This window comes from Bradyrhizobium semiaridum, assembly GCF_020329505.1.
Taxonomy (GTDB): Bacteria; Pseudomonadota; Alphaproteobacteria; order Rhizobiales; family Xanthobacteraceae; genus Bradyrhizobium; species Bradyrhizobium semiaridum.
Map to the genome: position 1 here is coordinate 107,378 of NZ_JAGKJJ010000001.1, position 25,460 is coordinate 132,837.

The 25,460-nt window shown below is 65.3% G+C and carries 27 protein-coding genes; 16 read left to right on the forward strand and 11 right to left on the reverse strand.

The window, feature by feature from the left end:
• Window positions 1-93 precede the first annotated feature (93 nt).
• From J6500_RS00420 to J6500_RS00450, 7 genes are all read left to right on the forward strand, one after another.
• On the forward strand, window positions 94-1,032 hold the full coding sequence (locus tag J6500_RS00420; RefSeq protein ID WP_225710698.1) for a carbohydrate ABC transporter permease: 939 nt from the start codon (window positions 94-96) through the stop codon (window positions 1,030-1,032).
• Window positions 1,032-1,943, forward strand: coding sequence for a carbohydrate ABC transporter permease (locus J6500_RS00425; RefSeq protein ID WP_225710699.1), 912 nt, complete (start codon window positions 1,032-1,034; stop codon window positions 1,941-1,943). The genes J6500_RS00420 and J6500_RS00425 overlap by 1 nt, the downstream gene beginning before the upstream one ends.
• Before the next feature lie 17 nt (window positions 1,944-1,960).
• Window positions 1,961-3,061 (forward strand): ABC transporter ATP-binding protein, encoded by a 1,101-nt coding sequence (locus J6500_RS00430; protein ID WP_225710700.1) that lies wholly within the window; start codon window positions 1,961-1,963, stop codon window positions 3,059-3,061.
• A 29-nt stretch (window positions 3,062-3,090) separates the two neighbouring features.
• The gene (locus tag J6500_RS00435; RefSeq protein WP_225710701.1) at window positions 3,091-4,080 is read left to right on the forward strand and encodes a hydroxyacid dehydrogenase; all 990 of its coding nucleotides are present in this window, start codon (window positions 3,091-3,093) and stop codon (window positions 4,078-4,080) included.
• A 70-nt stretch (window positions 4,081-4,150) separates the two neighbouring features.
• Entirely contained in the window at window positions 4,151-5,575 is a 1,425-nt protein-coding gene (locus J6500_RS00440; protein WP_225710702.1) for an amidase, read from the forward strand.
• Between the two features lie 82 nt (window positions 5,576-5,657).
• Window positions 5,658-6,221: a hypothetical protein gene (locus J6500_RS00445; protein ID WP_225710703.1), complete on the forward strand. Its 564-nt coding sequence runs from the start codon at window positions 5,658-5,660 to the stop codon at window positions 6,219-6,221.
• 245 nt (window positions 6,222-6,466) lie between these two features.
• Window positions 6,467-7,240 (forward strand): transporter substrate-binding domain-containing protein, encoded by a 774-nt coding sequence (locus tag J6500_RS00450; protein ID WP_225710704.1) that lies wholly within the window; start codon window positions 6,467-6,469, stop codon window positions 7,238-7,240.
• 268 nt (window positions 7,241-7,508) lie between these two features.
• Here the strand turns inward: J6500_RS00450 and J6500_RS00455 are convergent, their stop codons facing one another.
• Complete coding sequence (locus J6500_RS00455) at window positions 7,509-7,913, reverse strand: (R)-mandelonitrile lyase (protein ID WP_225710705.1); 405 nt, start codon at window positions 7,911-7,913, stop codon at window positions 7,509-7,511.
• Window positions 7,914-7,936: 23 nt separating this feature from the next.
• A complete protein-coding gene (locus tag J6500_RS00460; protein ID WP_225710706.1) occupies window positions 7,937-8,635 on the reverse strand; it encodes a ribonuclease activity regulator RraA in 699 nt (232 codons plus the stop codon).
• A 212-nt stretch (window positions 8,636-8,847) separates the two neighbouring features.
• Here J6500_RS00460 and pxpB point away from each other — a divergent pair, with 212 nt between their 5' ends.
• From pxpB to J6500_RS00480, 4 genes are all read left to right on the forward strand, one after another.
• Window positions 8,848-9,579, forward strand: a complete 732-nt coding sequence (pxpB, locus tag J6500_RS00465) for a 5-oxoprolinase subunit PxpB (protein WP_225710707.1) — start codon at window positions 8,848-8,850, stop codon at window positions 9,577-9,579.
• Window positions 9,576-10,610 carry a 5-oxoprolinase subunit C family protein gene (locus tag J6500_RS00470; RefSeq protein WP_225710708.1) on the forward strand — a complete coding sequence of 345 codons (1,035 nt, stop codon included), beginning with the start codon at window positions 9,576-9,578 and terminating at the stop codon, window positions 10,608-10,610. The genes pxpB and J6500_RS00470 overlap by 4 nt, the downstream gene beginning before the upstream one ends.
• Window positions 10,611-10,694: 84 nt before the next feature.
• A complete protein-coding gene (locus J6500_RS00475) occupies window positions 10,695-11,468 on the forward strand; it encodes a LamB/YcsF family protein (protein ID WP_225710709.1) in 774 nt (257 codons plus the stop codon).
• A 146-nt stretch (window positions 11,469-11,614) separates the two neighbouring features.
• On the forward strand, window positions 11,615-12,040 hold the full coding sequence (locus tag J6500_RS00480; protein ID WP_225710710.1) for a hypothetical protein: 426 nt from the start codon (window positions 11,615-11,617) through the stop codon (window positions 12,038-12,040).
• Between the two features lie 122 nt (window positions 12,041-12,162).
• On the opposite strand, the gene J6500_RS00485 is transcribed toward J6500_RS00480, so the two are convergent.
• The 3 genes from J6500_RS00485 to J6500_RS00495 form a co-directional block, all read right to left on the reverse strand.
• Complete coding sequence (locus tag J6500_RS00485; protein WP_225710711.1) at window positions 12,163-12,315, reverse strand: hypothetical protein; 153 nt, start codon at window positions 12,313-12,315, stop codon at window positions 12,163-12,165.
• Between the two features lie 184 nt (window positions 12,316-12,499).
• On the reverse strand, window positions 12,500-13,660 hold the full coding sequence (locus J6500_RS00490) for a CmpA/NrtA family ABC transporter substrate-binding protein (RefSeq protein WP_225710712.1): 1,161 nt from the start codon (window positions 13,658-13,660) through the stop codon (window positions 12,500-12,502).
• Window positions 13,657-14,247 (reverse strand): ANTAR domain-containing response regulator, encoded by a 591-nt coding sequence (locus tag J6500_RS00495; RefSeq protein WP_225710713.1) that lies wholly within the window; start codon window positions 14,245-14,247, stop codon window positions 13,657-13,659. The genes J6500_RS00490 and J6500_RS00495 overlap by 4 nt, the downstream gene beginning before the upstream one ends.
• A 272-nt stretch (window positions 14,248-14,519) precedes the next feature.
• Here J6500_RS00495 and J6500_RS00500 point away from each other — a divergent pair, with 272 nt between their 5' ends.
• Window positions 14,520-14,765: a hypothetical protein gene (locus J6500_RS00500; protein WP_225710714.1), complete on the forward strand. Its 246-nt coding sequence runs from the start codon at window positions 14,520-14,522 to the stop codon at window positions 14,763-14,765.
• A gap of 67 nt (window positions 14,766-14,832) precedes the next feature.
• Window positions 14,833-16,152, forward strand: coding sequence for a 30S ribosomal protein S12 methylthiotransferase RimO (rimO, locus tag J6500_RS00505; protein ID WP_225710715.1), 1,320 nt, complete (start codon window positions 14,833-14,835; stop codon window positions 16,150-16,152).
• A 26-nt stretch (window positions 16,153-16,178) separates the two neighbouring features.
• On the opposite strand, the gene J6500_RS00510 is transcribed toward rimO, so the two are convergent.
• Window positions 16,179-17,330, reverse strand: coding sequence for a hypothetical protein (locus J6500_RS00510; RefSeq protein ID WP_225710716.1), 1,152 nt, complete (start codon window positions 17,328-17,330; stop codon window positions 16,179-16,181).
• Window positions 17,331-17,451: 121 nt separating this feature from the next.
• On the opposite strand from J6500_RS00510, the gene J6500_RS00515 reads away from it, so the two are divergent.
• On the forward strand, window positions 17,452-18,648 hold the full coding sequence (locus J6500_RS00515; protein WP_225710717.1) for an acetylornithine transaminase: 1,197 nt from the start codon (window positions 17,452-17,454) through the stop codon (window positions 18,646-18,648).
• Between the two features lie 78 nt (window positions 18,649-18,726).
• Here J6500_RS00515 and J6500_RS00520 read toward each other — a convergent pair whose 3' ends face one another.
• From J6500_RS00520 to pcsA, 3 genes are all read right to left on the reverse strand, one after another.
• Complete coding sequence (locus J6500_RS00520) at window positions 18,727-19,701, reverse strand: quinone oxidoreductase family protein (RefSeq protein WP_225710718.1); 975 nt, start codon at window positions 19,699-19,701, stop codon at window positions 18,727-18,729.
• Between the two features lie 78 nt (window positions 19,702-19,779).
• Window positions 19,780-20,502 (reverse strand): TerC family protein, encoded by a 723-nt coding sequence (locus tag J6500_RS00525; RefSeq protein WP_225710719.1) that lies wholly within the window; start codon window positions 20,500-20,502, stop codon window positions 19,780-19,782.
• Window positions 20,499-21,227, reverse strand: a complete 729-nt coding sequence (gene pcsA / locus J6500_RS00530) for a phosphatidylcholine synthase (RefSeq protein ID WP_225710720.1) — start codon at window positions 21,225-21,227, stop codon at window positions 20,499-20,501. The genes J6500_RS00525 and pcsA overlap by 4 nt, the downstream gene beginning before the upstream one ends.
• Window positions 21,228-21,360: 133 nt before the next feature.
• Here pcsA and J6500_RS00535 point away from each other — a divergent pair, with 133 nt between their 5' ends.
• Window positions 21,361-22,545, forward strand: coding sequence for a UbiH/UbiF family hydroxylase (locus tag J6500_RS00535; protein WP_225710721.1), 1,185 nt, complete (start codon window positions 21,361-21,363; stop codon window positions 22,543-22,545).
• A gap of 65 nt (window positions 22,546-22,610) precedes the next feature.
• Here the strand turns inward: J6500_RS00535 and J6500_RS00540 are convergent, their stop codons facing one another.
• On the reverse strand, window positions 22,611-23,564 hold the full coding sequence (locus J6500_RS00540) for an AEC family transporter (protein ID WP_225710722.1): 954 nt from the start codon (window positions 23,562-23,564) through the stop codon (window positions 22,611-22,613).
• Between the two features lie 120 nt (window positions 23,565-23,684).
• Between J6500_RS00540 and hspQ the strand changes: the two genes are divergently transcribed.
• Window positions 23,685-24,017: a heat shock protein HspQ gene (gene hspQ, locus J6500_RS00545; protein WP_225710723.1), complete on the forward strand. Its 333-nt coding sequence runs from the start codon at window positions 23,685-23,687 to the stop codon at window positions 24,015-24,017.
• Window positions 24,018-24,046: 29 nt separating this feature from the next.
• On the opposite strand, the gene J6500_RS00550 is transcribed toward hspQ, so the two are convergent.
• Entirely contained in the window at window positions 24,047-25,321 is a 1,275-nt protein-coding gene (locus J6500_RS00550; protein WP_225710724.1) for an MFS transporter, read from the reverse strand.
• Window positions 25,322-25,460 lie beyond the last annotated feature (139 nt).

The window sequence follows — 25,460 nt, forward strand, 5'->3', positions numbered from 1 at the left end:
CCGGCGCGGCGGCCGCACGCGCTGCGCCGTCCCGAAATGTTCGCCGACCGGGCCGAGGGCCTGTTCGACCAACCCACGCGAGGAACCTGTGTCATGGTTGATGTGACATTCCAGCCTAACCGTGTCGCGGGCGCCCAGGCGACGCGCAAGCGCGGCGGCTTGCGCAACGCGCTGCGGCGCAAATCGACGGTGGCGTTCGTGATGACGCTGCCGCTGATCCTCCTGATCCTGATCCTCGTGGTCTACCCGGCCTTCTATTCCCTGCATCTGGCGACGCTGAACAAGTCGATGGCGAAGTTCGTCGGCTTCGGCAATTTCGAGTTCCTGTTCAAGCGCGACACCTTCTGGCTGGTCGTCAAGCAGTCCTGCATCTTCGCAATCTCGGCGGTGGTCTTCAAAGCGCTGATCGGCTTCATCGTCGCGCATTTCGTCCACAACGTGCCCGCCAAGAAGCAGCGCAAATGGCGCGGCATGCTGCTGGTGCCGTGGGTGATCCCGCCGGCGATGTCGACGCTGGCCTGGCTGTGGCTGTTCGACCCGTCCTACAGCGCCTTCAACTACACGCTGTCCTTCTTCGGCATCGGACCGATCCCGTGGACCGGCGATGCGATGTGGGCACGCTTCTCCGTCATCCTGGTCAACGTCTGGTATGGCGCGCCGTTCTTCATGATCATGTATCTGGCAGCGCTGAAATCGGTGCCCGAGCAGCTCTATGAGGCGGCGGCGATCGACGGCGCCAATTGGTGGCAGCGCATCTGGTACGTGACCTTGCCGATGATGCGCAACATCATCGCGATCACGACGCTGTTCTCCTTGATCGTGACCTTCGCCAATTTCGACATCGTGCGCATCCTGACCGCCGGCGGGCCGCTCGACCACACCCACATCTTCGCGACCTGGGCGTTCCGCGTCGGCATCGAGGGCAGCGACGTGCCGCTCGGCGCCAGCGTGTCGCTGTTCATGGTGCCGATCCTGGCAGTCGCGGCGATCTTCATCCTGCGCGATATCTCCAAACGCGGGAATGAAGCCTGATGAGCACGATGACGATCGACAAGTCCGGACCGACCCGCAAGGTGAAGTACGGCAGCATGAGCCGCGACCGCGCCTGGGCGCTGCGCTGGTCGTATTTCTTCCTGGTGCTGTTCGCGATCTTCTCGCTGACGCCGCCACTCTACATGCTGGTCACGTCGCTGAAGAGCAGCGCCGAGATCTCGGCGGCGACCAATCCGTGGTGGGTCTACCACCCGACGCTGGAGAACTATATCGGGCTTCTGACGTCGAACCAGTTCCTGCGCTTCTTCTGGAATTCGGCCTGGGTCTCGATCATCGTCGTGACCATCACGATGCTGATCAGCGTACCGGCGGCGTTCGCGCTGGCGCGGATGAAGTTCTGGGGCTCGGCGACGCTCGCCACCGGCGTGTTCCTGACGTACCTCATTCCGGACACCCTGCTGTTCATTCCGCTGTTCAAGATGTTCGCGGTGTTCGGCGACTGGACGGGCATCCAGCTGATCAATCGCTGGTACGTGCTGCTGCTGATCTATCCGACGCTGACGGTGCCGTTCTGCACCTGGATCATGATCGGCTATTTTGCCTCGATCCCGAAGGAGCTCGATGAGGCCGCGATCATCGACGGCGCGAGCTGGTTCCAGACGCTGACGCGGATTTTCATCCCGGTCGCGCTGCCCGGCCTGATCGCGGCGACGATCTTCGCCTTCACGGTGTCCTGGGCCCAGTTCCTCTATCCGCTGGTGTTCACCACCTCGACCGACCAGCTGGTGCTGCCGGTCGGCATCATCACCACCCTGATCAAGGGCGACGTCTTCAACTGGGGACAGATCATGACCGGCGCCCTGCTCGGCGCCGCGCCGCCGCTGATCATCTACGCCTTCCTGATGGACTACTACATTGCCGGCCTGACCGCCGGTGCGACAAAGGGTTGAACACGAGGTAAGGATTCATGGCTGACGTGACGTTGCGCAAGGTGGTGAAGCGTTATGACGACGTCGAGGCGGTGCGCGGCATCGATCTCGACATCGCCGACCATGAGTTCGTGGTGCTGGTCGGCCCGTCGGGCTGCGGCAAGTCGACGACCTTGCGGATGATCGCCGGCCTCGAGGACATCTCCGACGGCGACATCATGATCGGCGGCGACGTCGTCAACGACGTGCCGCCGAAGGACCGCGACATCGCAATGGTATTCCAGAACTATGCGCTGTACCCGCACATGACGGTGGCCGAGAACATGTCGTTCGGGCTGCGGCTGAAGAACTACCCAAAGGCCGAGATCAAGAGCCGGGTCACCGAAGCCGCCCGCATGCTCGACATCACCGACCTGATCGACCGCAAGCCGAAGCAGCTCTCAGGTGGCCAGCGCCAGCGCGTGGCGATGGGCCGCGCCATCGTGCGCAATCCGAAGGTGTTCCTGTTCGACGAGCCGCTGTCCAACCTCGACGCCAAGCTGCGCGTGCAGATGCGGATCGAGATCAAGAAGGTGCACCAGAAGGTCCGTACCACGACGGTCTACGTCACCCACGACCAGGTCGAGGCGATGACGCTGGCCGACCGCGTCGTGGTGATGAACCACGGCAGGATCGAGCAGATCGGCACGCCCAACGAACTCTATCACAAGCCGGCGACCAAGTTCGTCGCGAGCTTCATCGGCTCGCCCGCGATGAACTTCGTGCCGTGTCGGCTTGAGGATGTCGGTGGCAAGCTGCATGTGCGGCTGACCGACCGCCTCGCCTTCCCACTGCCGCCGGCCCGCGCCGCGCGCTATCAAGCGGTGCCGCGAACCGACAAGCTGCTGCTTGGCATCCGGCCCGAGCACATCACCGAGGCGCGGCCGCATGCCGAGCCCGGCATCGAGCCGTTCGATGCGGTGCTCGACGTCACCGAGCCGATGGGCATGGAGACCCTGGTCTATTTCACGCTCGAAGGCACCCAGGTCTGCGGCCGGGTCAATCCCAATGCCGGGGCGCAGGATGGCGGCCCACTCCGATTGGCTGTGGACCTCAACAATATGCATTTGCTAAACGAGGTGACCGGCGCCGTGCTGTGACGGCGCACAAGAAACCTCATGGGCAGGAAATGGCCACCAACAAGAAGAAGATCTTCATCACCCAGACTTTCTCCGCGGGAGCCCGGGCGCTTCTCAACGAACGGGACGACCTCGAGGTCATCGAGTTTCCCAACCTGATCTCGTCGAAGGATTTCCAGGCCATGCTGGCCCAGCATGCGCCGGTCCATGGCGTGGCGCTCGGCGCTACTCCATTCGGCGAGGCTGAGCTCGAGTCCTCGAGCGGCATGCTGGTGGTGACGCGGATCGGCGTCGGCTTCGACGCGGTCGACGTGCCGGCGCTGTCCCGCCGCAAGGTGCCGCTGATGGTCGCGGGCACCGCCAATTCTCCCTCGGTCGCCGAGCAGGCGCTGTTCATGATGCTGACGCTCGCCAAGCGTGCGCAGGAGATGCATGGGATGGTCAAGGAAGGCACCTGGGCGAACCGGCTCGGCGTGCTGCCGTTCGATCTCTATGGCAAGACGGTGCTGATCGTCGGCTTCGGCCGCATCGGCACCCGCACCGCGAAGCGCTGCCTGGCGATGGAGATGAACGTCCTGGTCTACGATCCCTACAAGCCCGCCAGCGAGATCACGACAGCCGGCTGCGAGGCGGTACCGAATCTCGACGCCGCGCTGTCGCGCGCCGACTTCGTCACCATCCATTGCCCGAAGACGCCGGAGACCGTCGGCATGTTCAACGCGGCGCGGCTGCGCCACATGAAGCCGACCGCCTATCTCATCAACACCGCGCGCGGCGGCATCGTCGATGAGCGGGCGCTGTACGACGCGCTGGTGTCTGGCAAGCTCGCGGGCGCCGGTCTCGACGTGTTCGAGGTCGAGCCGCCGCCGGTCGGCCAGCCGCTGCATGCGCTGCCCAACGTGATCATGGCGCCGCACGTCGCCGGTGTCACGGTCGAGGCGGTCGAGCGCATGAGCGAGCAGACCGCGCGCAATATCCTGAGTGTGCTGGACGGCGCTCCGCTGCGCCAGAACGTGATCAATCAGGACGTCCTCGGCTGAGTTGTCAGCCATCCTCGTTCACGCCGGGACCGATGCGCAGCAGATCGGCCCGGCGCCGCGGAGCATGCCCATGAGCTTCAAGGAATTCGGTAACTATGACGCGGTCGGTCTGGCCGAGCTCGTCCGCAAGAAAGACGTGACGCCTAAGGAACTGCTCGACGAGGCCATCGCCCGCACCGCGAAGGTCGATCCGCAGATCAACGCCGTCGTCGTCAAACATTACGACTACGCCGAGCGTCAGATCGCACGCGGCCTGCCCGACGGTCCCTTCACCGGCGTGCCGTTCCTGCTGAAGGACCTCGATCCGCTCGATGGCACCCGCACGACGTGGGGCGCAACCCTGTTGAAGGACTTCGTCGCCGATCACAATTCCACGCTGGCCCAGCGCTTCCTCGATGCTGGCCTTGCGATCTTCGGCAAGAGCGCGAGCCCGGAATTCGGCCTGATGCCGACCACGGAATCCCGCTTGTTCGGCCCGACCCGCAATCCTTGGAATCTCGACCATTCTTCGGGCGGCTCGTCCGGCGGCGCCGCTGCCGCGGTCGCAGCGCGTATCTTGCCGGTGGCGCATGCCAGCGACGGCGGCGGCTCGATCCGTATCCCAGCCGCCGCCTCCGGCGTATTCGGCATGAAGCCGACGCGGGGGCGCAATCCGGTCGGCCCCGATCGCGGCGAAGGCTGGGGCGGCTTCGCGGTCGGCCATGTCGTCAGCATCAGCGTCCGCGACAGCGCGGTGATGATGGACGCGGTCCACGGTCCCGAGCCGTCGAGCCCCTATGTCGCGCCGCCGCCGGAGCGGCCGTTCTCACAGGAAGTCGGCCGCGATCCCGGCCGCCTGCGCATCTGCTTCACCGACAAATCTCCCTATGGCGATGCAATCGACCCGGAGATCGCGGAAGCGATCCGCGATGTTGCAAAACTGCTGGCGGGGCTCGGCCATCACGTCGAGGAGCGCGCCCCGCCGCTCGCCGCCGACCCTGCCGCCGCGATCACCACCATCGTCGGCAGCAACACCGCGCTGACGCTCCGCCTGCTCGAGCAGCGCATGAACCGCACCCTGACGAATGATGACGTCGAATACCTGACGCTCGCGATGGCGCAGAACTCGCTCAAGCTGACGCCGGTCGACTATGTCGCCGCACAGCTCGCCGCGTTCCAGATCTCGCGCGCCCTGGCGACCTTCTTCGAGGGCTGCGACATCTTCCTCAGCCCGACCCTGTGCCTGCCACCGGTCCGGATCGGCGAATTGAACACGATGTCCGAGGACCTCAGCCATGTCGCGCCGCTGCTGCGCCGCTACATTCCGGGCACCTCGATGTTCAACATGTCCGGCCAGCCGGCGATGTCGGTGCCGTTGGCCTGGAACAAGGCCGGACTGCCGCTCGGCGTGATGTTCGCCGCCAAGCTCGGCGAGGAGGGCCTCCTGTTCCGCCTCGCCGGCCAGCTCGAGCAGGTCCGCCCCTGGAAGGACAAGCGCCCGCCGGTCTGCGCCTAGCTTACAAAGCGCAGTCAGATCAGGTAGATAGGAACAGCGTCGGCGCGACTCGGCCGGCGGCCCTGTGCTGGGAGACTGAACCGTGAATGATCCGACCGACAATGCGCTTGCCGCGATCGCAAGCATTCTCGATCAGACCACTGCCCCGCCCAAAACGGCGGACAAGGCACTCGACAAGCCTGCCGAGAGTGCGCCCGCTGCACCCGCTGCCGCTGAGGAGCCGCCGGCGGTCGCGATGCCGCCGCCCCTTCCCGACTCCATCGCACCGGAGGCACGGCCCGAGCCGGCGTCAGCATCCGCGCAGGGAGAACCCGAGCCGCCGGCGCCTGAATCGCAACCCGAGCCCGAACCGGTCCGGCCGGTCGAGGCCAATGGCTATTCCAAGGTCGGCCCCGGTCCGATTGCCGCGCTGCGCTTCCGCTGGACGGTGCGCGAGGACGCCGGCCGCTACTACGTCGACGAGACCTTCGGCGAAGGCTCATCCCCGCACGTCAACGGTCCGATGGACCGCGACGCCGCGATCAGGTTCGTCGACGACCGCGAGGCCGCGGCGCGCCAGCGCTTCGAGCATTTCAAGCAGGAGATGATCAGCCGAACGGCGCCTGCCGCTCTCACGCCGGAGCGGGAGAACGGCGGCCAGGACTAGTCTAGCTCCAACTATTTTTTCTCTTCTACCGTCCCGATGTGCAGCTTCACGCTGCTGGCCGATATTTGCCCGCCAGATCGACGCAGCGCCACTAATACTCGGGGGCCCGCGGATGCAATGGGTCCCCACTCACACTGCCGCCCCTGGGATACTGGATCACTCGGTTCAAGCCGGGTGATGACACCATGGTTGGGCCGGTCTAAATGCTCGGCGACGACATGTCATCGGAATTGACGGAGAAATTGATGCTTCGCGCGCTGACCGCCCTCGCTCTGGCTTTGCTGGTATCCACCGCCCAGGCGCAGCAGGCTCCCTCCCGGCTCGATGATATCGTCAAGCGCGGCACGCTGCGCGTCGGCATGACCGGCGACTACCTGCCCTTCACCTCGCTCGACAAGGAGACCAAGGCGTTCCGCGGCTTCGACGTCGACATGGCGCAGGCGCTCGGCAAGGCGCTCGGCGTCAAGGTCGAGTTCGTGCCGACCTCATGGCCACAGATGATGAAGGACTTCGAGGCCGACAATTTCGACATCGCGATGGGCGGTGTCTCCATCACCTTCGACCGGCAGAAGAAGGGCCTGTTCTCGACCGCGATCATGCGCGAGGGCAAGACGCCGATCGCGCGCTGCGCCGATCAGGCCAAGTACGAGACGCTCGCCGAGATCGACAAGCCCGGCACCCGCGTCATCGTCAATCCCGGCGGCACCAATGAGCGCTTCGCTCGCGCCCATGTGAAGAGCGCCGACATCCGCATGTTCGACGACAACACCAAAATCTTCGACGAGATCGCCAAGGGCGATGCCGACCTGATGATGACCGACGCGTCGGAGACGCGCTATCAGCAGAAGCTGCATCCTGGCGTGCTCTGCGCGGTGCATCCCGACAAGCCGTTCGACTTCTCCGAGAAGGCCTATTGGATGCAGCGCGACTTCGCGCTCAAGGCATTCGTCGACCAGTGGCTGCACATCGTGCGCGAGGACGGCACGTACAAGAAGATCTACGCGGCGTGGTTCGAATAGCCGCGCGACGAGCGCGGTGCCTCGCGCTGCGAACAATTGCCGCTGCCGTGCAACTGAAAACAGGCTCCGATCCGGCCATCGAACCGGGGCCCGCTGCACCACGACTTACGTCCTTGAAGTGATTTGGATCACGTTCCGAGATGCGCCGGTTCGCATAGGTTCGAGCCCGGGGTCCCTGCATCCGATGTTCTGCGGCGCCAGACCTGAACGCGGGTGAATTGAGCTTTGCCGTAGCCCGGATTTCGCTGCGCTCCATCCGGGCTTGCCTTCACCCGACCTTGCCGTTGTATTCCTCGTCGGTGACGTGCTCCATCCAGGTCGAATAGACGCCGTCGAGCGCCTCCTGCATGGCGATATGGGTCATGCTGTTGCCGGGCGAGGCACCGTGCCAGTGCTTCTCGTTCGGCGGGATCCAGACCACGTCGCCGGGGCGGATTTCCCTGATCGGACCGCCCTTGGCCTGCACGCGGCCGATGCCGGAGATCACATAGAGCGTTTGCCCGAGCGGATGGGTGTGCCAGGCGGTGCGCGCGCCGGGCTCGAACGACACCCGCGAGGCGTTCAGCCGCGCCGGCGCAGGCGCCATGTTGATCGGGTCCTGGAGGACCGTGCCGGTGAAGTTCTCGCTCGGCGCGCGACGGGTCGGCCGCGTGCCGGCAACGTGGATATCCATGAGGTTACCTCGCTCTCTTGAAGTTATTTCTTGCTGGCGGCGTAGCGCGCCTTGGTCTCGGCATTCATCGGATAAAGGCCCGGCAACTGGGCGCCATTGTTCACCTCGTTGACGATCCAGGCCTCCATCCGTTCCTGCTCCGGCCCTTCGGCCAGCACGTGATCGAGGAAGGCCTGCGGGATCAGCACCGCGCCGTCCTGGTCGGCGACCACGACGTCGTTCGGGAACACCGCGACGCCGCCGCAGCCGATCGGCTCGCCCCAGCCGACGAAGGTCAGGCCGGCCACCGATGGCGGCGCGGCGTAGCCGTCGCACCACACCGGCAAGCCGGTGCCGAGCACGCCTTCGACGTCACGCACCACGCCGTCGGTGATCAGCGCGGCCACGCCGCGCTTGACCATGCGCGCGCAGAGGATGTCGCCGAAGATGCCGGCGTCGGTGATGCCCATGGCGTCGACCACGGCGATGCAGCCTTGCGGCATCGCCTCGATCGCGGTGCGGGTCGAGATCGGCGACGACCAGGACTCCGGCGTCGCCAGATCTTCGCGGGCCGGCACGAAGCGCAGCGTGAAGGCGGGTCCGACCAGCCGCTTCTGCCCCGGCTTCAGCGGCTTGGTGCCGCGCATCCAGATGTTGCGCAGTCCCTTCTTGAGCAGGACCGTGGTGATGGTGGCGGTGGACACGTGCGACAGCGTCGCGATCGCTTCGGCGGACAGGGACATCTGGAAAGAGTGCTCCGATGGGAGGAAATGACGGGCGCATGTTGCCGGGCAAGGCCCTCGCGTCAAGGGCTCGAGGAAAATCTTGCGATCATCCAAACTTATCGCCTGCATGCCGATTAATTTATTGAAGTTGCTGCACCATTTTGCACGAGGCGAATTCCTTCCGGCATCGAAACACGCTAGCTTGATGGCCAACGAGTCCGCTTGATCCGATGCCTGAAACCCTGAGCCCTCCCCGCCTTCTGCCGAGTGGCGATGCCGCCATCACGGTGGAGTTCAGCCGCACCATCGACGATGCCGCCAACCGGCGCGTGCTGGCGCTCGACCGCATCATCGCGGCCGAGCCGATCGCCGGCACCACGGAGACCGTGCCGACCTATCGCTCGCTGCTGGTGCACTACGATCCGGTCGAGATCGGCTTCGACGCACTCGGCGAGCAACTGCTGGCGCGGGCCGCCAAGGCGCTGCCGACCGCGGCCGGAACGCGGCGCTGGCGCATCCCGGTCGCCTATGGCGGCGAGAACGGCATCGATCTCGAGGACGTGGCGAAGGCCCTGAACACGACGCCGGACGATATCGTCGCGCGCCACGTCGCCGGCGACTACCGCGTCGCCATGATTGGCTTCACGCCGGGCTGGTCCTATCTCAGCGGGCTGGAAAAATCCCTCCATATGCCCCGCCGCAAGGATCCCCGGCTGCTGACCCCGGCCGGCACCATCTCGATCGGCGGCATCCAAACCGGCGTGCAATGCCTCGCGGGGCCCAGCGGCTGGCATCTGCTCGGCCGCACCGCGGTCAGAACCTACCAGCTGCACCGCGATCCGATCTTCCTGCTCGAGCCGGGCGACGCCATCACCTTCACGGCGGTGGACGCCAAGACGTTTGCCGAGCAGGACCGCGCCGCCGAGGCCGGGGAGCTGATCGCCGAGCAGGTCGCGCCATGAGCAAGCTCGTCGTCACCTCGATCGGCCCGGCCAGCTCGGTGCAGGACGCCGGACGCCCCGGCTCGCAGCGCTACGGCCTGGTGCCGAGCGGCGCGATGGACCGGCTGGCGCTGGCCGCCGCCAACACCTTGGTCGGCAACGAGCTGTTCGCCGCCGCGGTCGAGATCGGCCCGTTCGGCGCCGCCTTCACCGCGCGCGGCGGTGCCGTGCGCATCGCCCTCGCCGGCGCGGCGCGCAACGCCGACATCGGCGGGCGGCCGGTCGCATCGCACAGTTCGGCGACACTGGCCGATGGTGAGACCCTCAACCTCGGCTTTGCCCGCGGTGGCTCGTTCAGCTACCTCGCGATCGAGCACGGCATTGCGGGCGAGCCGATGTTCGGCAGCCTTTCGGTCAATGCGCGTGCCGGGCTCGGCAGCCCCTATACGCGGCCGCTGCAGAGCGGCGACGAGCTGACGACGCAGCCTGCGAGCGGCACCGCCGAACGCCGGATCGAACTGCCACCTGCCACCGACGCGCCGATCCGTGTGTTGTTCGGTCCGCAGGACGACGAGTTTGCCGAGGATGCAAAGCAGCTCTTCCTCGACAGCGAGTGGAAGATCTCGGCCACGAGCGACCGCATGGGCTACCGGCTCGAAGGTCCTGTGATCAAGCACCTCGATGGCCACAACATTGTCTCCGACGGCACCGTGAACGGCAGCATCCAGGTGCCCGGCAACGGTCAGCCGATCGTGCTGATGCCGGACCGTGGCACCAGCGGCGGCTATCCGAAGATCGCGACGGTGATCTCGGCCGATTTCGGCCGCTTCGCGCAGATCTCCGCCGGCCGTCCGTTCCGCTTCAAGGCGGTGACCATGGCGGAGGCGCAGGCCGAGGCGATCAGGTTCCGGCAATTGCTGAACTCCCTGCCCGACCGCCTTCGCGCCATTGAGGATTTCAGCCTCAACATCGAGGCGCTGAGAGATGCTAACGTCGCCGGCCAGGCGGTCAGCGCCGTCGACGCCGCGACCTGGCAGGTAGCCGTCCCCTAGCGCGCGATCCGGAAACGTGTGAAGCGGTTTTCCGATGAGATCATGCGCAAACAAGAACGTTCAACAACAAAAGGATCGATCGTCATGACCTCAACCATCGACCTCAATTGCGATCTCGGCGAAAGCTTCGGCCCCTGGGAAATGGGCAATGACGCTGCGATGATCGAGCTTGCGACCTCGGTCAACGTCGCCTGCGGCTATCACGCCGGAGACGCCGACATCATGCGCAAGACGGTCGAGCTGGCAAAGGCGCGCGGCGTCAGCGTCGGCGCCCACCCCGGCTATCGCGACCTGCACGGTTTTGGCCGCCGCCCGATGCCGGGGCTGACCTCGTCGGAAATCGAGAACCTAATCGCCTACCAGATCGGCGCCTTGCAGGCGATCGCGACCGCGGCCGGCCACAAGGTCACCCACGTCAAGGCGCATGGCGCGATCTCCAACGTCGCCTGCGAGGATGACATGACGGCCAGGGCGATCGCCAATGCGATCAAGGCGGTCGACTCGAATCTCGTCTTCGTCGTGCTCGCCAATTCGAAACTGGTGCGCGCCGGAGAAGCCGCCAATCTGCGCATGGCGCACGAAGTGTTCGCCGACCGCGCCTATGAGGACAACGGCAATCTGGTGTCGCGCAAGAAGCCCGGCGCGGTGCTGCACGATCCCAAGGCGATCGCCGAGCGCGTGGTGCGGATGGTGCAAGACGGCGCGGTGGTCTCGGTCACCGGCAAAGTGATCAAGATGCAGACCGACACCGTCTGCATCCATGGCGACACGCCGGGTGCCGTCGAGATCGCACGCGGCGTGCGCGAGGCGCTGAAGAGCGCGGGCATCACGGTGGCGCCGTTCAAGACCGCGCATTGAGTTGCGTGCGCGCAAAGCGAACGGGCCGGCGGCGGCGCCGGCCCTTTAGATTCCGTTAAGAGTCTTCTTAAACCCAAACTTGCCGTTTGATTGATAGGTGCAGCTTCCGAGCCTTCACGTTCCTCTCAGAACATTGGGTACGAAGCATGTTCCGCACCACCTTCTCGATTGCCATCGCCGCGGTTGCCACGGCCGCGTTCACCAACGCGGCCTCCGCCGGCTGCTACAGCTGCTACACGCCGCCGCCCCAGCCCTGCACGACCTGCTATCAGGTGCAGACCGTGCCGCCGCAGTATCGCACGGTGCAGGAAACCGTAATGGTGGCGCCGGGCCGCGTCGTCACGCATCGCACGCCGGCACAGTATCGCACCGTGATGGTGCCGAAGACCGTGATGGTCGCGCCCGAAGGCATCGCCTATGAGCGCATCCCGCCGCAATACGCCACGCAGGAACGCGTGCAGATGGTCTCGCCGGGCTATTCCTACTACGCGCCGGTGCAGCAGACCTGCAGCACCTGCGGCGGCGGATACGGCTACGGCTATGGATACGGTTACGGCTATCGCGGCTACTGATCGCGAGGACATTGCGTAGGGCACGCTCCGCTTCGCCCGCCCTGCGAAGTCGATTTACGTTTTCACAAACGAAAGCCGCCGTCTGAGGCCATCAGACGGCGGCTTCCTGGTTTCTTGACGCCTCAGAACGGATGGACGGACAACGTCCCGAACACGATGGCCGCAATCACCGCGAACGCGCTATAGAGCGCCGCGGTATGAACGCCAGTGCCGGTCTTCCGTGAAATGTTTCGCGCGTAAAGGTGCAGGCGGGCCTCCGCCGATAGTTCGCGCATGGTCGATCTCCAACGCCCCATTTGAAGCCATATGGAATATCGTTCACGCGCGGTTTCAAGCGGGCGGCAAAAATAGCGGTCCGCCCCTCCGGGAACTCGGTTCCGAGAGGAATATTCCTCCCGGCTGCGAGGGCCGAGAATTCTATTCGGTCGGATTTGACGCGTCGGGAACCCGCCCGGACCCTCACGGGGTCCAGCGCCCGATCCTGAACGCCGCAAGATGGCCGGCGACATCGTTCGGATCGAATGGCGGCCCCGCGAAGGCGCTGATTGTCCTGACACCATCGGCGGGCGCCGTCCCTGTGGCGGCATCGTACAGATCGGGCCTGAACACGGCCATCACGGTCCTCAGCGCGTCCGCGCGGAATGGCGTCTGTCCCCAACGGACCATCTGGGCGTAGAGCCACGCCGCTTGCGCGGGATCCGGCCGCGCCGCCGCCTCGCGCCCGACCAGCAGATAACGGCTGCTTTCGCGCATGGTGCCGTCGGGCGAGATCTTGAGCCGGCCGTCGAGCGTGCGCTGGATCACCTCGGCGTCGACGCCGATGCGCTCGGGCTGCGCAAGCAGGCGTGCCACCTCGGACCGGTTCTCCGGCTGCTCGATGAAATCAGCGGCCCGCAGATGCGCTCGCACCAGCGACGTCACCACGTCGGGATGCTTCTCCGACCAGTCTTGCCGCACCGCCAGCACCTTTTCGACGGCGCTGGGCAGGATGTCCGCGACGAAATGCAGGATGTGGCCGACGCCGAGATCGACCGCGATCGAATTCCAGGGCGCGCCGACGCAGAACCCGTCGACATGGCCGCTGGCGAGACTGTCCACCATGTAGGGCGGCGGCAGCACCACGAGCTGGACGTCCTCGTCGGGATCGACGCCGCCGGCGGCCATCCAGAACCGCAGCTGGTAATTGTGGGTCGAGAACGGGAAAGTCATGCCGAAGGTCAGCGGCTCCGTCCCCTCCTTCCTCCGCTTCGCCACCACGCGGGCGAGCGCGCGCGAGGTCGCCATCGGATCGAACCGGTCGCCGTCGATCTCCTCCATCAGCGCGGCATGCAGCGCCGGCGACACGGTGATCGCGTTGCCGTTGAGCCCGAGATTGAAGGGCGCTGCGATCGGCACCTTGACATGGCCGAGCCCGAGGCTCGAGGCGATCGCGACCGGCGCCAGCAGATGCGCGGCGCCGAACAGGCCGATATTGAGCTTGTCGCGAACGTTGGACCACGACACTTCCCGCACCAGGGTGATGTCGAGGCCTTCGGCCGCCGCAAAGCCTTTGTCGACGGCGACAATCAGCGCGGCGGCGTCGACCAGCGGAATGAAGCCGATGCGCAAGGGTGTGGTCATTTCAGCAGCTCCGACGCCGTCAGGATCGATTGCGCGATCTCGCCGATTTTCTTCTTCTCGCGCATCGCGGTCGAGCGCATCAGCACGTAGGCCTCCTCCTCGGTCAGTCCTTTCAGCTTCATCAGGATGCCCTTGGCGCGGTCGATCACCTTGCGCTCTTCCAGCGCATGCTTGGTGCGGTCGAGCTCGTCCTGCAGCTTGGAGAACGCGTTGAAACGAGAGACGCAGAGGTCGAGGATCGGCTTGATGCGCTCCTTCTTCAGGCCGTCGACGATGTAGGCCGAAACCCCCGCCTCGACCGAGGCCTGGATCGAGGCGGCATCGCTCTGGTCGACGAACATCGCGATCGGCCGGCGCACGGCGCGGCTGACTTGGAACATCTGTTCCAGCACGTCGCGGCTGGGGTTCTCGAGGTCGATCACGATGATGTCGGGATCGACCGCGTAGATCCGCGAGAGCAGGCTCTGCATCTCGCTGATATGAACCACTTCGGTAAATCCGGCCTCCCGCAATCCCTCCTCGAGGATCGCCGCGCGGATCGGGCTCTCGTCGACTATGACGATCTTGGGAGACGATTCAGCGCTCATCGACCACTCTTAGGAACCCGGCAAGACTCATCCATATCATGCCGAGGCGGTGCGGAAAGGGTTGTAATTCTCGGCAATTGGGACTAGCTCCTGCCCATCAATCAGGCAGATTCAGAGATATGCAAGAGGCCGCCGCGCCGAAAGTGAGCTTTGTGTCCTTGGGGTGCTCCTGAGACAACGAATGTAAACTTTTTGGGCCACCCACTCACTTCCCAAGAAGAGCCACCCACTCACTTCCCAAGAAGAAATGACACAGGTTATGAGTTCTGAAAATGGCGATGAACTCAGAAATTGAACGGCTGATCCAGCGATTTGTGTCCGGCACGGACTGCTCCATCGGTGCCGCGAACAAGATCGAGGTCGCCTTAGACGATGGTTTTCCAGACGATGACTATGTGCAACAGACTGTTGAAATGCTCGCGATGTATCGGCCTGAGGGTGGGCAGTTTCTGTTCGATACGATTGCTATGAGACAGCGACTGATTGAGACCGTCGAGCACCTGCAGAGGACCGCTTAGCCTGCGGCAGATCGACGCCTGACGACCGCTGGTCTCAACAACCCAGACATATCCACGAGTTGACTACATGGAAAGAGCGCCGCGTATTTCATTCACATCACTCGGTTGCCCCAAGGCGCTGGTCGATTCCGAGCGCATCATCACCCGGCTGCGCGCGGAGGGCTATGAGCTCGCGCGCAAGCATGACGGCGCCGACATCGTCATCGTCAACACCTGCGGCTTCCTCGACAGCGCCAAGCAGGAATCGCTGTCGGCGATCGGCGAGGCCATGGCCGAGAACGGCAAGGTCATCGTCACCGGCTGCATGGGCGCCGAGCCGGAGCAGATCGCATCGGCCTACCCCGGCGTGCTGTCGATCACTGGTCCGCAGCAATATGAGAGCGTGCTGGAGGCCGTGCACCGCGCGCTGCCGCCGGCGCACAATCCGCATCTCGATCTGGTGCCGCCGCAAGGCGTCAAGCTGACGCCGCGGCACTACGCTTATCTGAAGATTTCCGAGGGCTGCAACAACCGCTGCAGCTTCTGCATCATCCCGAAACTGCGCGGCGACCTGGTGTCGCGCCCGGCCGACGACGTGTTGCGCGAGGCCGAGCGGCTGGTGAAGGCCGGCGTCAAGGAATTGCTGGTTATCTCGCAGGACACCTCGGCCTATGGCGTCGACCTGAAATATGCCGAGAGCCCCTGGCAAGACCGCAGCGTACGCGCAAAATTCTTCGACCTAGCGAAGGAGCTCGGCGAACTCGGCGCCTGGGTGCGGCTGCAATACGTCTACCCCTACCCGCATGTCGACGAGGTCATCGGCCTGATGACCGAGGGCAAGGTGCTGCCCTATCTCGACATCCCGTTCCAGCATGCGAGCCCGGACGTGCTGCGCGCGATGAAGCGCCCCGCGGCGCAGGAGAAGACGCTGCGGCGAATCCAGAAGTGGCGCGAGCAGTGCCCGGATCTGACCTTGCGCTCGACTTTCATCGTCGGCTTCCCCGGCGAGACGGATGCCGATTTCGCCTACCTGCTCGACTGGCTCGAGGAAGCCCAGATCGACCGGCTCGGCTGTTTCAAATACGAGCCGGTCGCCGGCGCCGCGTCGAACGCGATTCCCGATGCCGTGCCGGACGAGGTCAAGCAGGAGCGCTGGAACGCGCTGATGGCGCGGCAGCAGAAGATTTCGGCGCGGCGCCTGAAGCGCAAGGTCGGCACCCGCCAGCAGGTGATCGTCGACGAAGTCGGCCCGACGGTTGCAAAAGGTCGGTCAAAGGCCGACGCGCCGGAGATCGACGGCGCCGTCTATCTCTCCAGCCGCCGTCCACTCAAGGTCGGCGAGATCGTCACCGCGAAGATCGAACGCTCCGACGAATACGATCTGCACGGCAGCGTCGCCGGGTTCTGACGCGCTCACCCCATCCTGCCAACGGCTTAGTCTAAGCTGAAGCGACAAACTCTCTCCGCGTCAAAATGATAGAGCGCCTTCCCGCGAGCCACCAGGCGCCCACCGGATCGTGCTGATCCGTCCGGCATCAACATCCGCAACCGCCTGACATCCGATAGCCGCCCCGGAGACAGCCTGCCAAGATAGGCGGCGTCCGGCGGATCACCGTATTGACCGGAGAAAAGGGCCTCTGTGTCAGATACCGCAAACGTGTGGCACCCGGCTAGATTTGTCGTACGAAAACTGACCTCGAAATCCCGATCGATCCGACATATCGGAAACTTCGTGTAGAAGAAAGCTATCGCGTTGGTTCCAGACACGTTCAGTGCATAACAATCCGCAATCGAGTAGGAGTGGTTATTCGGAAATTCCCAAAGCTTTTCGCCGGCGTCGGAGAAGCAAACAAGCCCGGCTGCGCCAACCGGTGTCGGCCTGCTCCCAGACCCCCAACCAAAATTGCCGAACACGCCTTCGTCCAGGTAGCCGACCCAGATGCGGCCAAGGTCGTCGATCTGAACGGCGCTGATGCCGTCCCCCAGCAGTATTCGGGCGACCTGTCCGGTGGCGGGTTGGACGACCGCGCCATTGAGATCGAAATCACTGTCGCTTCGCCATTCACATCGCGGTCCCGCGACAAGAACTCGCCCGTCAGGAAAGACGTCAACCTCGGGAAAGGTCAAATCGAGCTCTGGAAGCTCGATCGTGTGCGATGCCGCCGGCGTCACCCTCACGAGACAAAGTCGCGCCGCGGCTGCCGCACGCGTTCGTGGAAACACGCCGATGCCTTCCTCGTAAGTCTCAAAGAGAGACTTGGCAGCAGACATCTCGGCAAACAGGAACAGCAGCGAACCGTCGTGCGCTACGGCATTCCTGACGATGGAAAAGCCTGGCAGGGTCGGGATCGCGCAGATCTCCTGGAATTGGATCGGTGCCGCCAAAGGCCCACTCCATGATGCTGTTTGTCCCGGAATACCGGATTGACCGTCACCTGCAAACCAGGGCGCATCTAATCCTGTCGAACACTCGTCCTTGACACCACCGCCCGTTCGGCTGTATGGGCACGCGCCATGAAGCTGAACCGGACCAACCGCCGCACCATCAACCGCCGTCGCATCCGCGACGATGATGGGCCGCGCCATGTCCGACGCCAGCGCTGATTAACTAGATCAGCCCAGGTTTTCGAGAAGGCCGCGCCCCAAGCGCGGCCTTCTCGCTTTTCGGCCTGCCCTTATCCCCCACCTGACCCCAGAGGAGATCGACATGACCAACGCTACCCATCCGTTCGACGCGCTGATGGACATCACCGCCCGCCCCGAGGTCGTGTTCGTGCGCGGCGCCGGCTCGTACCTGTGGGACGACAACCGCAACCGCTATCTCGATTTCGTGCAGGGCTGGGCCGTCAATCCGCTCGGCCATGCGCCGGTCGCGGTCGCCGAGGCGCTGGCCGCACAAGCGAAGCGGCTGCTGACGCCGAGCCCGGCGTTCTACAATGGACCGAGCCTGCAGCTCGCGAAAGCGCTGGTCGCGCAGAGCTGCTTCGACCAGGTGTTCTTTGCCAATTCGGGCGCGGAGGCCAACGAAGGCGCAATCAAGCTCGCGCGCAAATTCGGCGCCAAGTACAAGAACGGCGCGCATGAGATCATCACCTTCGAAGGCGGCTTCCACGGCCGCACGCTCGCGACCATGTCGGCCTCGGGCAAGAAGGCGTTCGAGCCGCTGTTCGAGCCGAAGGTCCCGGGCTTCCGCAAGGCGCGGCTCAACGACATCGAGTCGGTGCGGCGGCTGATCACGCCGGCGACCGTCGCGGTGATGCTTGAGCCGATCCAGGGTGAAGCCGGCGTATGGCCGGCGAGCGATGCGTTCCTGCAGGAGTTGCGGGCGCTGACCCAGCAGCGCGGCCTGCTCCTGATCGTCGACGAGATCCAGACCGGCATCGGCCGGACCGGCAAACTGTTCGGCTATCAGCACGCCGGGATCGAACCCGACATCATGACGCTCGGCAAGGGCATCGGCGGCGGCGTGCCGCTCGCGGCCCTGCTGGCGACCGAGCATGCCTCCTGCTTCGATCACGGCGACCAGGGCGGCACCTTCAACGGCAATCCGTTGATGTGCGCCGCGGGCCTCGCCGTGCTCGACCAGGTCGGCCAGCCGGGCTTTCTGAAGTCGGTGGTCGATACCGGCCTGTTCCTGGAGAGCGAGTTGCAGCGGCTGTCGGCGCGGCACGGGCTCGGCACCATCAGAGGCCGCGGCCTCCTGCTCGCGCTCGACCTCAAGATGCCGATCGGCGCCGCCGTCGTCGCCGAGGCCTTCGCCGCCGGGGTGCTGATCAACTCGCCGCAGCCGGATACGCTGCGCTTCATGCCGGCGCTCAACGTCACGCGCGAGGAGATCCTCGCGATGACCGACTGCCTGGATACGGTGCTGACGAAGGTCGGGGCTGCACGGCGGGTTGCGTAGCCGAAGCGACGAAGCAATCCATCTACTCGCAGATGCGGATGATGGATTGCTTCACTTCGCTCGCAATGACGGCAAAAACTACGGCCGCAGGATCGCCGCGCCCGTGGTCGCCCGGCTTTCCAGATCGCTATGCGCTTTCGCGGCGTCCTTCAGCGCGTAGGCGTGGTTGATCGGCACGTGCAGCTTGCCGTTGATCACGGCCGCAAACAGCGTGTCGGCGCCTTCGAGCAGCTCCTTGCGGGTGCCGACATAGTCGTTAAGCTTCGGCCGGGTCGCGAACAGCGAGCCGTGGTTGTTGAGCTCAGCAAGCGGGAACGGTGGCACTGGGCCTGAGGCGTTGCCGAACGAGACGAACAGACCGCGCGGCTTCAGGCAGGACAGCGATCCCGGGAACGTTGTCTTGCCGACGCCGTCATAGACGACGTCGCAGAGCTCGCCGCGGCTGATCTGCTTGACGCGCTCGACGAAGTTTTCCTCGTTGTAGAGGATGACGTGGTCGCAGCCATTGGCGAGCGCGAGGTCGGCCTTGGCCTTCGAGCCGACCGTGCCGATGACATGCGCACCGAGCGCCCGCGCCCACTGGCAGGCGAGCAGCCCGATGCCGCCGGCCGCGGCGTGGATCAGCACGCGATGGCCGTGCTCGACCTTGAAGGTCTTGTGCAGCAGGTACCAGACCGTCAGCCCCTTGAGCATCAGCACCGCGCCCTGCTCGTAGGTGATGTGGTCGGGCAGTTTCACGAGCTTGTCGGCCGGGATGACGCGTTCCGACGCATAGCCGCCGAGGTTGTAGTAATAGGCGACGCGGTCGCCGGGGTGGAAATTGGTCACGCCGGGACCGACCGCCAGCACCTCCCCCGCAGCCTCGTTGCCGGCGATGAACGGCAGGGCGGGCGCCTTGTAGAGGCCGGTGCGGAAATAGACGTCGATGAAGTTGAGCCCGACCGCGTGCTGGCGAATCCGCACCTCGCCGGCGCCGGGGGCGCCGACCTCGACGTCCTCATAGGTCAGGACCTCCGGTCCGCCCACCTTGTGCACCCGCACAGCCTTGGTCATGTCGTGCTCCCCTCAAAAATCGCGTGACGCGAGCGAATGCCATCGGCGCCGCCTTGTCAACCGAGCGGCCGGAACCGGCTAGCGCGCTTTTCGGCGGTTACGCCGGGCCATCACGTTGAACATCTCGACCGCGGCCGAGAACGCGATGGCGAAATAGATGTAGCCGCGCGGAATGTGGAATTGGAATCCGTCGGCCACCAGCGCGACGCCGATCAGCACCAGGAACGCCAGCGCCAGCATCTTGGTGGTCGGATGCTCGGCGACGAACCGCGCCACCGGCCCCGACGAGATGTACATGATGATGCAGGCAATCACGACCGCCGCGATCATGATCTCGATGTCCTGCGCCATGCCGATCGCGGTGATGATCGAATCCAGCGAGAACACCAGGTCGATGACGATGATCTGCACGATCACCCAGAAGAACGCGTTGGGGCTCGGCTTGTCGCTCGCCCCACCCTCGCGCGCCTCGACCTCGCCGTGGATCTCGTGAGTCGCCTTGGCGATCAGGAACAGGCCGCCGCCGATCAGAATGATGTCGCGCCATGACAGTGCGATGGTCTTGATGGTGAACACGGGCTGAGTCAGGCCGATCAGCCAGACCAGGATCGAGAGCAGCAGGATGCGGAACAGCAGCGCCAGCAGCAGGCCGATCTGCCGGGCGCGGTTGGCCTGCGCAGGAGGAATCCGCGACACCAGCACCGACAGGAAGATCACATTGTCGATGCCGAGCACGATCTCCAGCGCGGTCAGGGTCAATAGCGCAGCCCAAGCTTCCGGGCTGGTGATCAATTCCATCATGACTTGAGTGCCTTCATCCGGCGGATCACGGTATCGCTGCCGACGATGTAGGCGGCGATGGCGCAGAGTCCGAAGGTAATGGGCCCGCCGACCACGAAGTCGTTCGCCAGCGTGTACATGCCGAGCGCCGCCCAGGCCGCGAGCAGCCACAGTGTCAGCCAGCGCAGCCGCACCACGCGGAACGGGTGCAGCACATGGAACGGGGCAAAGGTCAGCGCGATCAGCAGCGCCACGATCAGTGTTGAGAGCACCGGCGACAGGTGCAGCAGGAACAGGTAGAACGCCGCCGCGTTCCACAGCGCCGGGAAGCCGCGGAAGTGGTTGTCATCGGCCTTCATGCGGCGGTCGGCGAAATACAGCGCGCTGGAGACCACGATGCCGATGCCGAGGATCGGCGCCGCCAGCGGCAGCAGCATCCCGCTCGCGGTGATGGCATAGGCCGGCACGAACACATAGGTGACGAAATCGACCACGAGGTCGAGCACCTCGCCGGACCAGTTCGGCGCCCGCCGCACTACGTCGAGCCGGCGCGCCAGCGGGCCGTCGATGCCGTCGATGATGAGCGCGACGCCGAGCCAGCCGAACATGTTGGCCCAGTGCTCGCGCACCGCTTCTAGCATCGCCAGCAGCGCGACCCCCGCCCCGAGCGCCGTGAAGATATGCACGGAGAATGCGGCGGTCCGCATCCGTTCGGGCAACGCGTCCGGCGGGGTGGCATTCTCCATTTGGCAGAGTGCTATCAGGAATCACCCCGGTTTGCATATGCACTCTTGCGGCGTTCCGCCGCGCAAGCTGCCGGAAACTTTCGAAGGTTACCGATGGCTTGAAAATGCCGCCAACAATGTCAAATGTCCTGATATGACCGACACCCAGCAGGTTTATGACGTTATCATTATCGGCGGCGGTCCGGCCGGGCTGACGGCCGCGATCGCGCTCACCGATGCCGGCGCGCGGACTGCGCTGGTGGCGCGCCGGCTGCCCTATGCCGACAACCGGACCACCGCGCTGCTCGGCGCCTCCACCGATCTGCTGGAACGGTTGGACGCCTGGCGGCGCTGTAGCGCGCAGGCCGCACCGCTGAAAACCATGCGCCTCGTCGACGACACCGGCCGCCTGATCCGCGCGCCGGAGGTGCGCTTCTCGGCCGAGGAGATCGGCCGCGAGCAGTTCGGCTTCAACATCGACAACCGCTCGCTGGTTAATGCGCTCGAGGCGCGCGCCGCCGAACTGGCGATGTTGACCCGGTTCGACGACGAGGCCGCGGCGATCCAGCCGGATGGGGCCGCGGTCGCTGTCACCACACGGCAGGGCCAGTCGCTGACAGGGCGGCTGGTGGTCGGCGCCGATGGCCGCAACTCACTGTGCCGCGAGGCCGCCGGCATCGAGGTCACGAGCCGCGAGCTCGGCCAGTCCGCCCTCACCTTCAACATCACGCATTCACGGCCGCACCGGAATATCTCGACCGAGTTTCACACCGAGCACGGCCCCTGCGTGTTCGTGCCGCTCAGCGGCAACCGGAGCAGCGTGGTCTGGGTCTCCGCGCCCAAGCAGGCCGAGCGGCTGATGGCGCTCGACGACGCCGAATTGTCTGATGCGACGGAGAAGCAATCGCATTCGATCCTCGGCCGCGTCGAGGTTGTGCCGGGACGTCACGTGTTTCCGCTGGCGATCGAGCGGCCGCGGCAGTTTGCGAAAAACCGCATCGCCCTGGTCGGCGAGGCCGCGCATGTGCTGCCGCCGATCGGCGCCCAGGGCCTCAACATGGGGCTGCGCGATGCGGCCGATATCGCGAAGGTCGCCGGCCAGGCGCTCGCACGGGGCGAGGATCCAGGCGGCTCTTCTGTGCTGTCGCGTTATCAGGCGGCGCGGCGCCCCGATGTCACCAGCCGGACCTGGGCGATCGATCTCGCCAACCGGTCGCTGCTCAGCGACTTCGTCGGCATGCAAACCATGCGCGCCGCGGGGCTGCATTTGATCGGATCGATCGGCCCGCTGCGGCGGCTCGCAATGCGCGAGGGTCTCGCGCCGTCATGGCGGCGTTAGCAAAGCGTTTTTCGAGCGAAGTGGGCACCGGTTCGCGTGAAGAAAACGCGTCAATAAAAAGGGGCCTAAGGAAACACCAGCCGGCCGGACTGCAGCAGCCACATCACGCTGGTCAGCGTGACGACCGACGCGAACGTGCCGATCAGCACGGCGACCGACGCCGGCTCGATCCAGGTGTCGTTCTGCCGCGCGATCACGAACACGTTGAGCGCCGGCGGCAGCGAGGCCATCAGCACCGCGGTCGCCGCCCAGGGCTGCGCGAAGGGGCCGAACAGCAGCATCAGGCCGAACGCGATCAAGGGATGGATCAGCAGCTTGGCCGCGATCACGCCGGGCACTTCCCACGGCACCCGCTCGAACGGCCGCAGCGCCACCGTGACGCCGAGCACGAACAGCGCGGTCGGCGCCGCCGCGTTCTGCAGGAACTGGATGGTGCGGTCGAGCGCGACCGGCAGCGGAATATGCAGCGCCGCCACCAGCGCGCCGAGCACGGCCGACATGATCAGCGGGTTCTGCACGATCTGCCGCGCCACCACGCCGAGCGCATGCAGCAGCGAGGGATGGTCGCGGTCGCTGAGCTCGATCAAGAGCGGCACGATCGAGAACAGGAAGATGCTGTCGCAGCAGAAGATCAGCGCGGTCGGCGCCGCCGCCTTGGTGCCGAGCACGGCGAGCGCCAGCCCCGGCCCCATATAGCCGATATTGCCGTAGGCGCCGGAGAGCCCCGCCAGCGTCGCCTCGCGCAGCGTGAGGCGGCCCATCAGCTTGCCGATCAGCATCGCCAGGAAGAACGCGAGCACGGTTCCGAGCGTGGTGGCGATGAGGAATGGCGGGTTGTTCAGCTCCGAGAACGGCGTCTTCGACATGATCTCGAACAGCAGCGCCGGTAGCGAAACGTAGAGCAGGAAGAAATTCATCCAGGCGAGCCCGCTCTCGGGCAGGCCCTTGGCCTTGCCGCACGCATAGCCGACAAAGATCAGGCCAAAATACGGCAGCGCCAGATTGAGGATATCGAGCATTCTGAAAGTGATTTCTCGGCCGGATTCGGGGGCCGGCAGGCCCGCTGGAATGGGTAAACTGAGGGTTAATTCGCGTCCATGCCCCTAGCATCGGCCACGATGTTGGTCTATCGACGAAGCATGATCAAATCGCGCACCGCCAAATTCCAGATCGGCCAGATCGTCCGGCACCGGGTGTTCTCGTTCCGGGGCGTGATCTTTGACATCGATCCGGAGTTCAACAACACCGAGGAGTGGTGGCTCTCGATCCCCGAGAACGTCCGGCCGCACAAGGATCAGCCGTTCTATCACCTGCTCGCGGAGAACGCCGAGACCGAGTACGTCGCCTACGTCTCCGAGCAGAACCTGCTGCCGGACGAGTCCGGCGAGCCGATCCGGCATTCGCAGGTCGCCGAGATCTTCATCAAGGACAAGTCGGGCGGCTACCGCCCCCGCAATCCTTCGCTGAACTGACGACCCGCGCCTGACGAAGGCCCGGCTGCTCATACGCCCTCGCGCGCAGCCAGCGCCGCAGCGATCGCCCACACCGCAAAACCGGACAGCGCCAGTCCCGCGCCGACCAGGCCGGTCGACGTCCAGCCATAGCCGGCCGCAACCGCCATGCCGCCGACCCACGGCCCCAGCGCGTTGGCGATGTTGAAGGCGGAATGGTTGAGCGCCGCAGCGAGGCTCTGCGCTTCGCCGGCCACGTCCATCAGGCGGGTCTGCAGCACGGTGGCGAGCGCACCGCCGAGCCCGATCAGGAACACGTCGGCGCTCAGCGTCCAGAAGTTAACAGCCGCCAGCGGGTACAGCGCCAGCGTCGCCGCCGACCACAGCAGGAGGCCTCCGGCGGTCGCCATCAGCGCGCGGTCGGCGAAGCGCGGCACGATGATGTTGCCCGCGGTCAGGCCCGCACCGAACACACAGAGCGCGACTGGTACCAGGGCCGGCGACGTATGCGTCACCGCCAGCATGGTCGAGGCCAAGTAGGTGTAGACCGAGAACAGCCCACCAAACCCCACGGCGCCGATCGCCAGCGTCAGCCAGACATGCTTGCGGCCGAGCGCCGAGAGCTCGCGCAACGGGCTCGCGCCGGTCGTCACGGTGTCGCGCGGCGCGAAGATCAGGACCAGCAGCGCGGTCAGCAGCGCGAGGCCGGCGACGATCGCGAATGCCCAGCGCCAGCCGATCGCCTGCCCCACCGAATTGGCCAAGGGCACGCCGATCGTGGTCGCCACGGTCAGGCCGAGCAGCACCCGCCCGACGGCGGCGGTGCGCTTGTCCGTCGGCACCAGCGATGCGGCGACCAGCATCGCGATTCCGAAATAGGCGCCGTGCGGCAGCCCGGCGAGGAAGCGCAGCACCAGCATGGTGTGATAGTCGGGCGCAAGGCCCGAGAGCCCGTTCATCAGCGCGAAGAATCCCATCAGCGCGATCAGCAGGGTCCGCCGCGCCATCCGCGCCGACAGCACGGCGATGACCGGCGCGCCTACGACGACGCCGAGCGCATAGGCGCTGATCGCATGGCCGGCCGCGGGCTCGCTGACATGCAGATCATGCGCGAAGAACGGCAGCAGGCTCATGGTGGCGAATTCGGCAATGCCGATCGCGAAACCGCCCATCGCCAGCGCGAGATGAACGATGCCGGGATGGATCGCCCCAGCCGCGTTGTCCTGCGTCACGCGGACATCGATCCCCGGCGACACCTCGCGGATCAGCGGTTTCGGCGACGGGGATGGCGGCTGCCGCCGCTGTGTGCTGAGACGCTGGGACATCAATCCAATTCCATGACTGCGACACGCTCCGTGCAGCCCCGGTCGCATAGCGCCATCACGTTCCTGCACGGCCGGCCAGGTTCGCAGCACGCATGCGCGTGCCTGCGTCGCGAAGGCGCGGATTCGCGCTTTCGTCTGG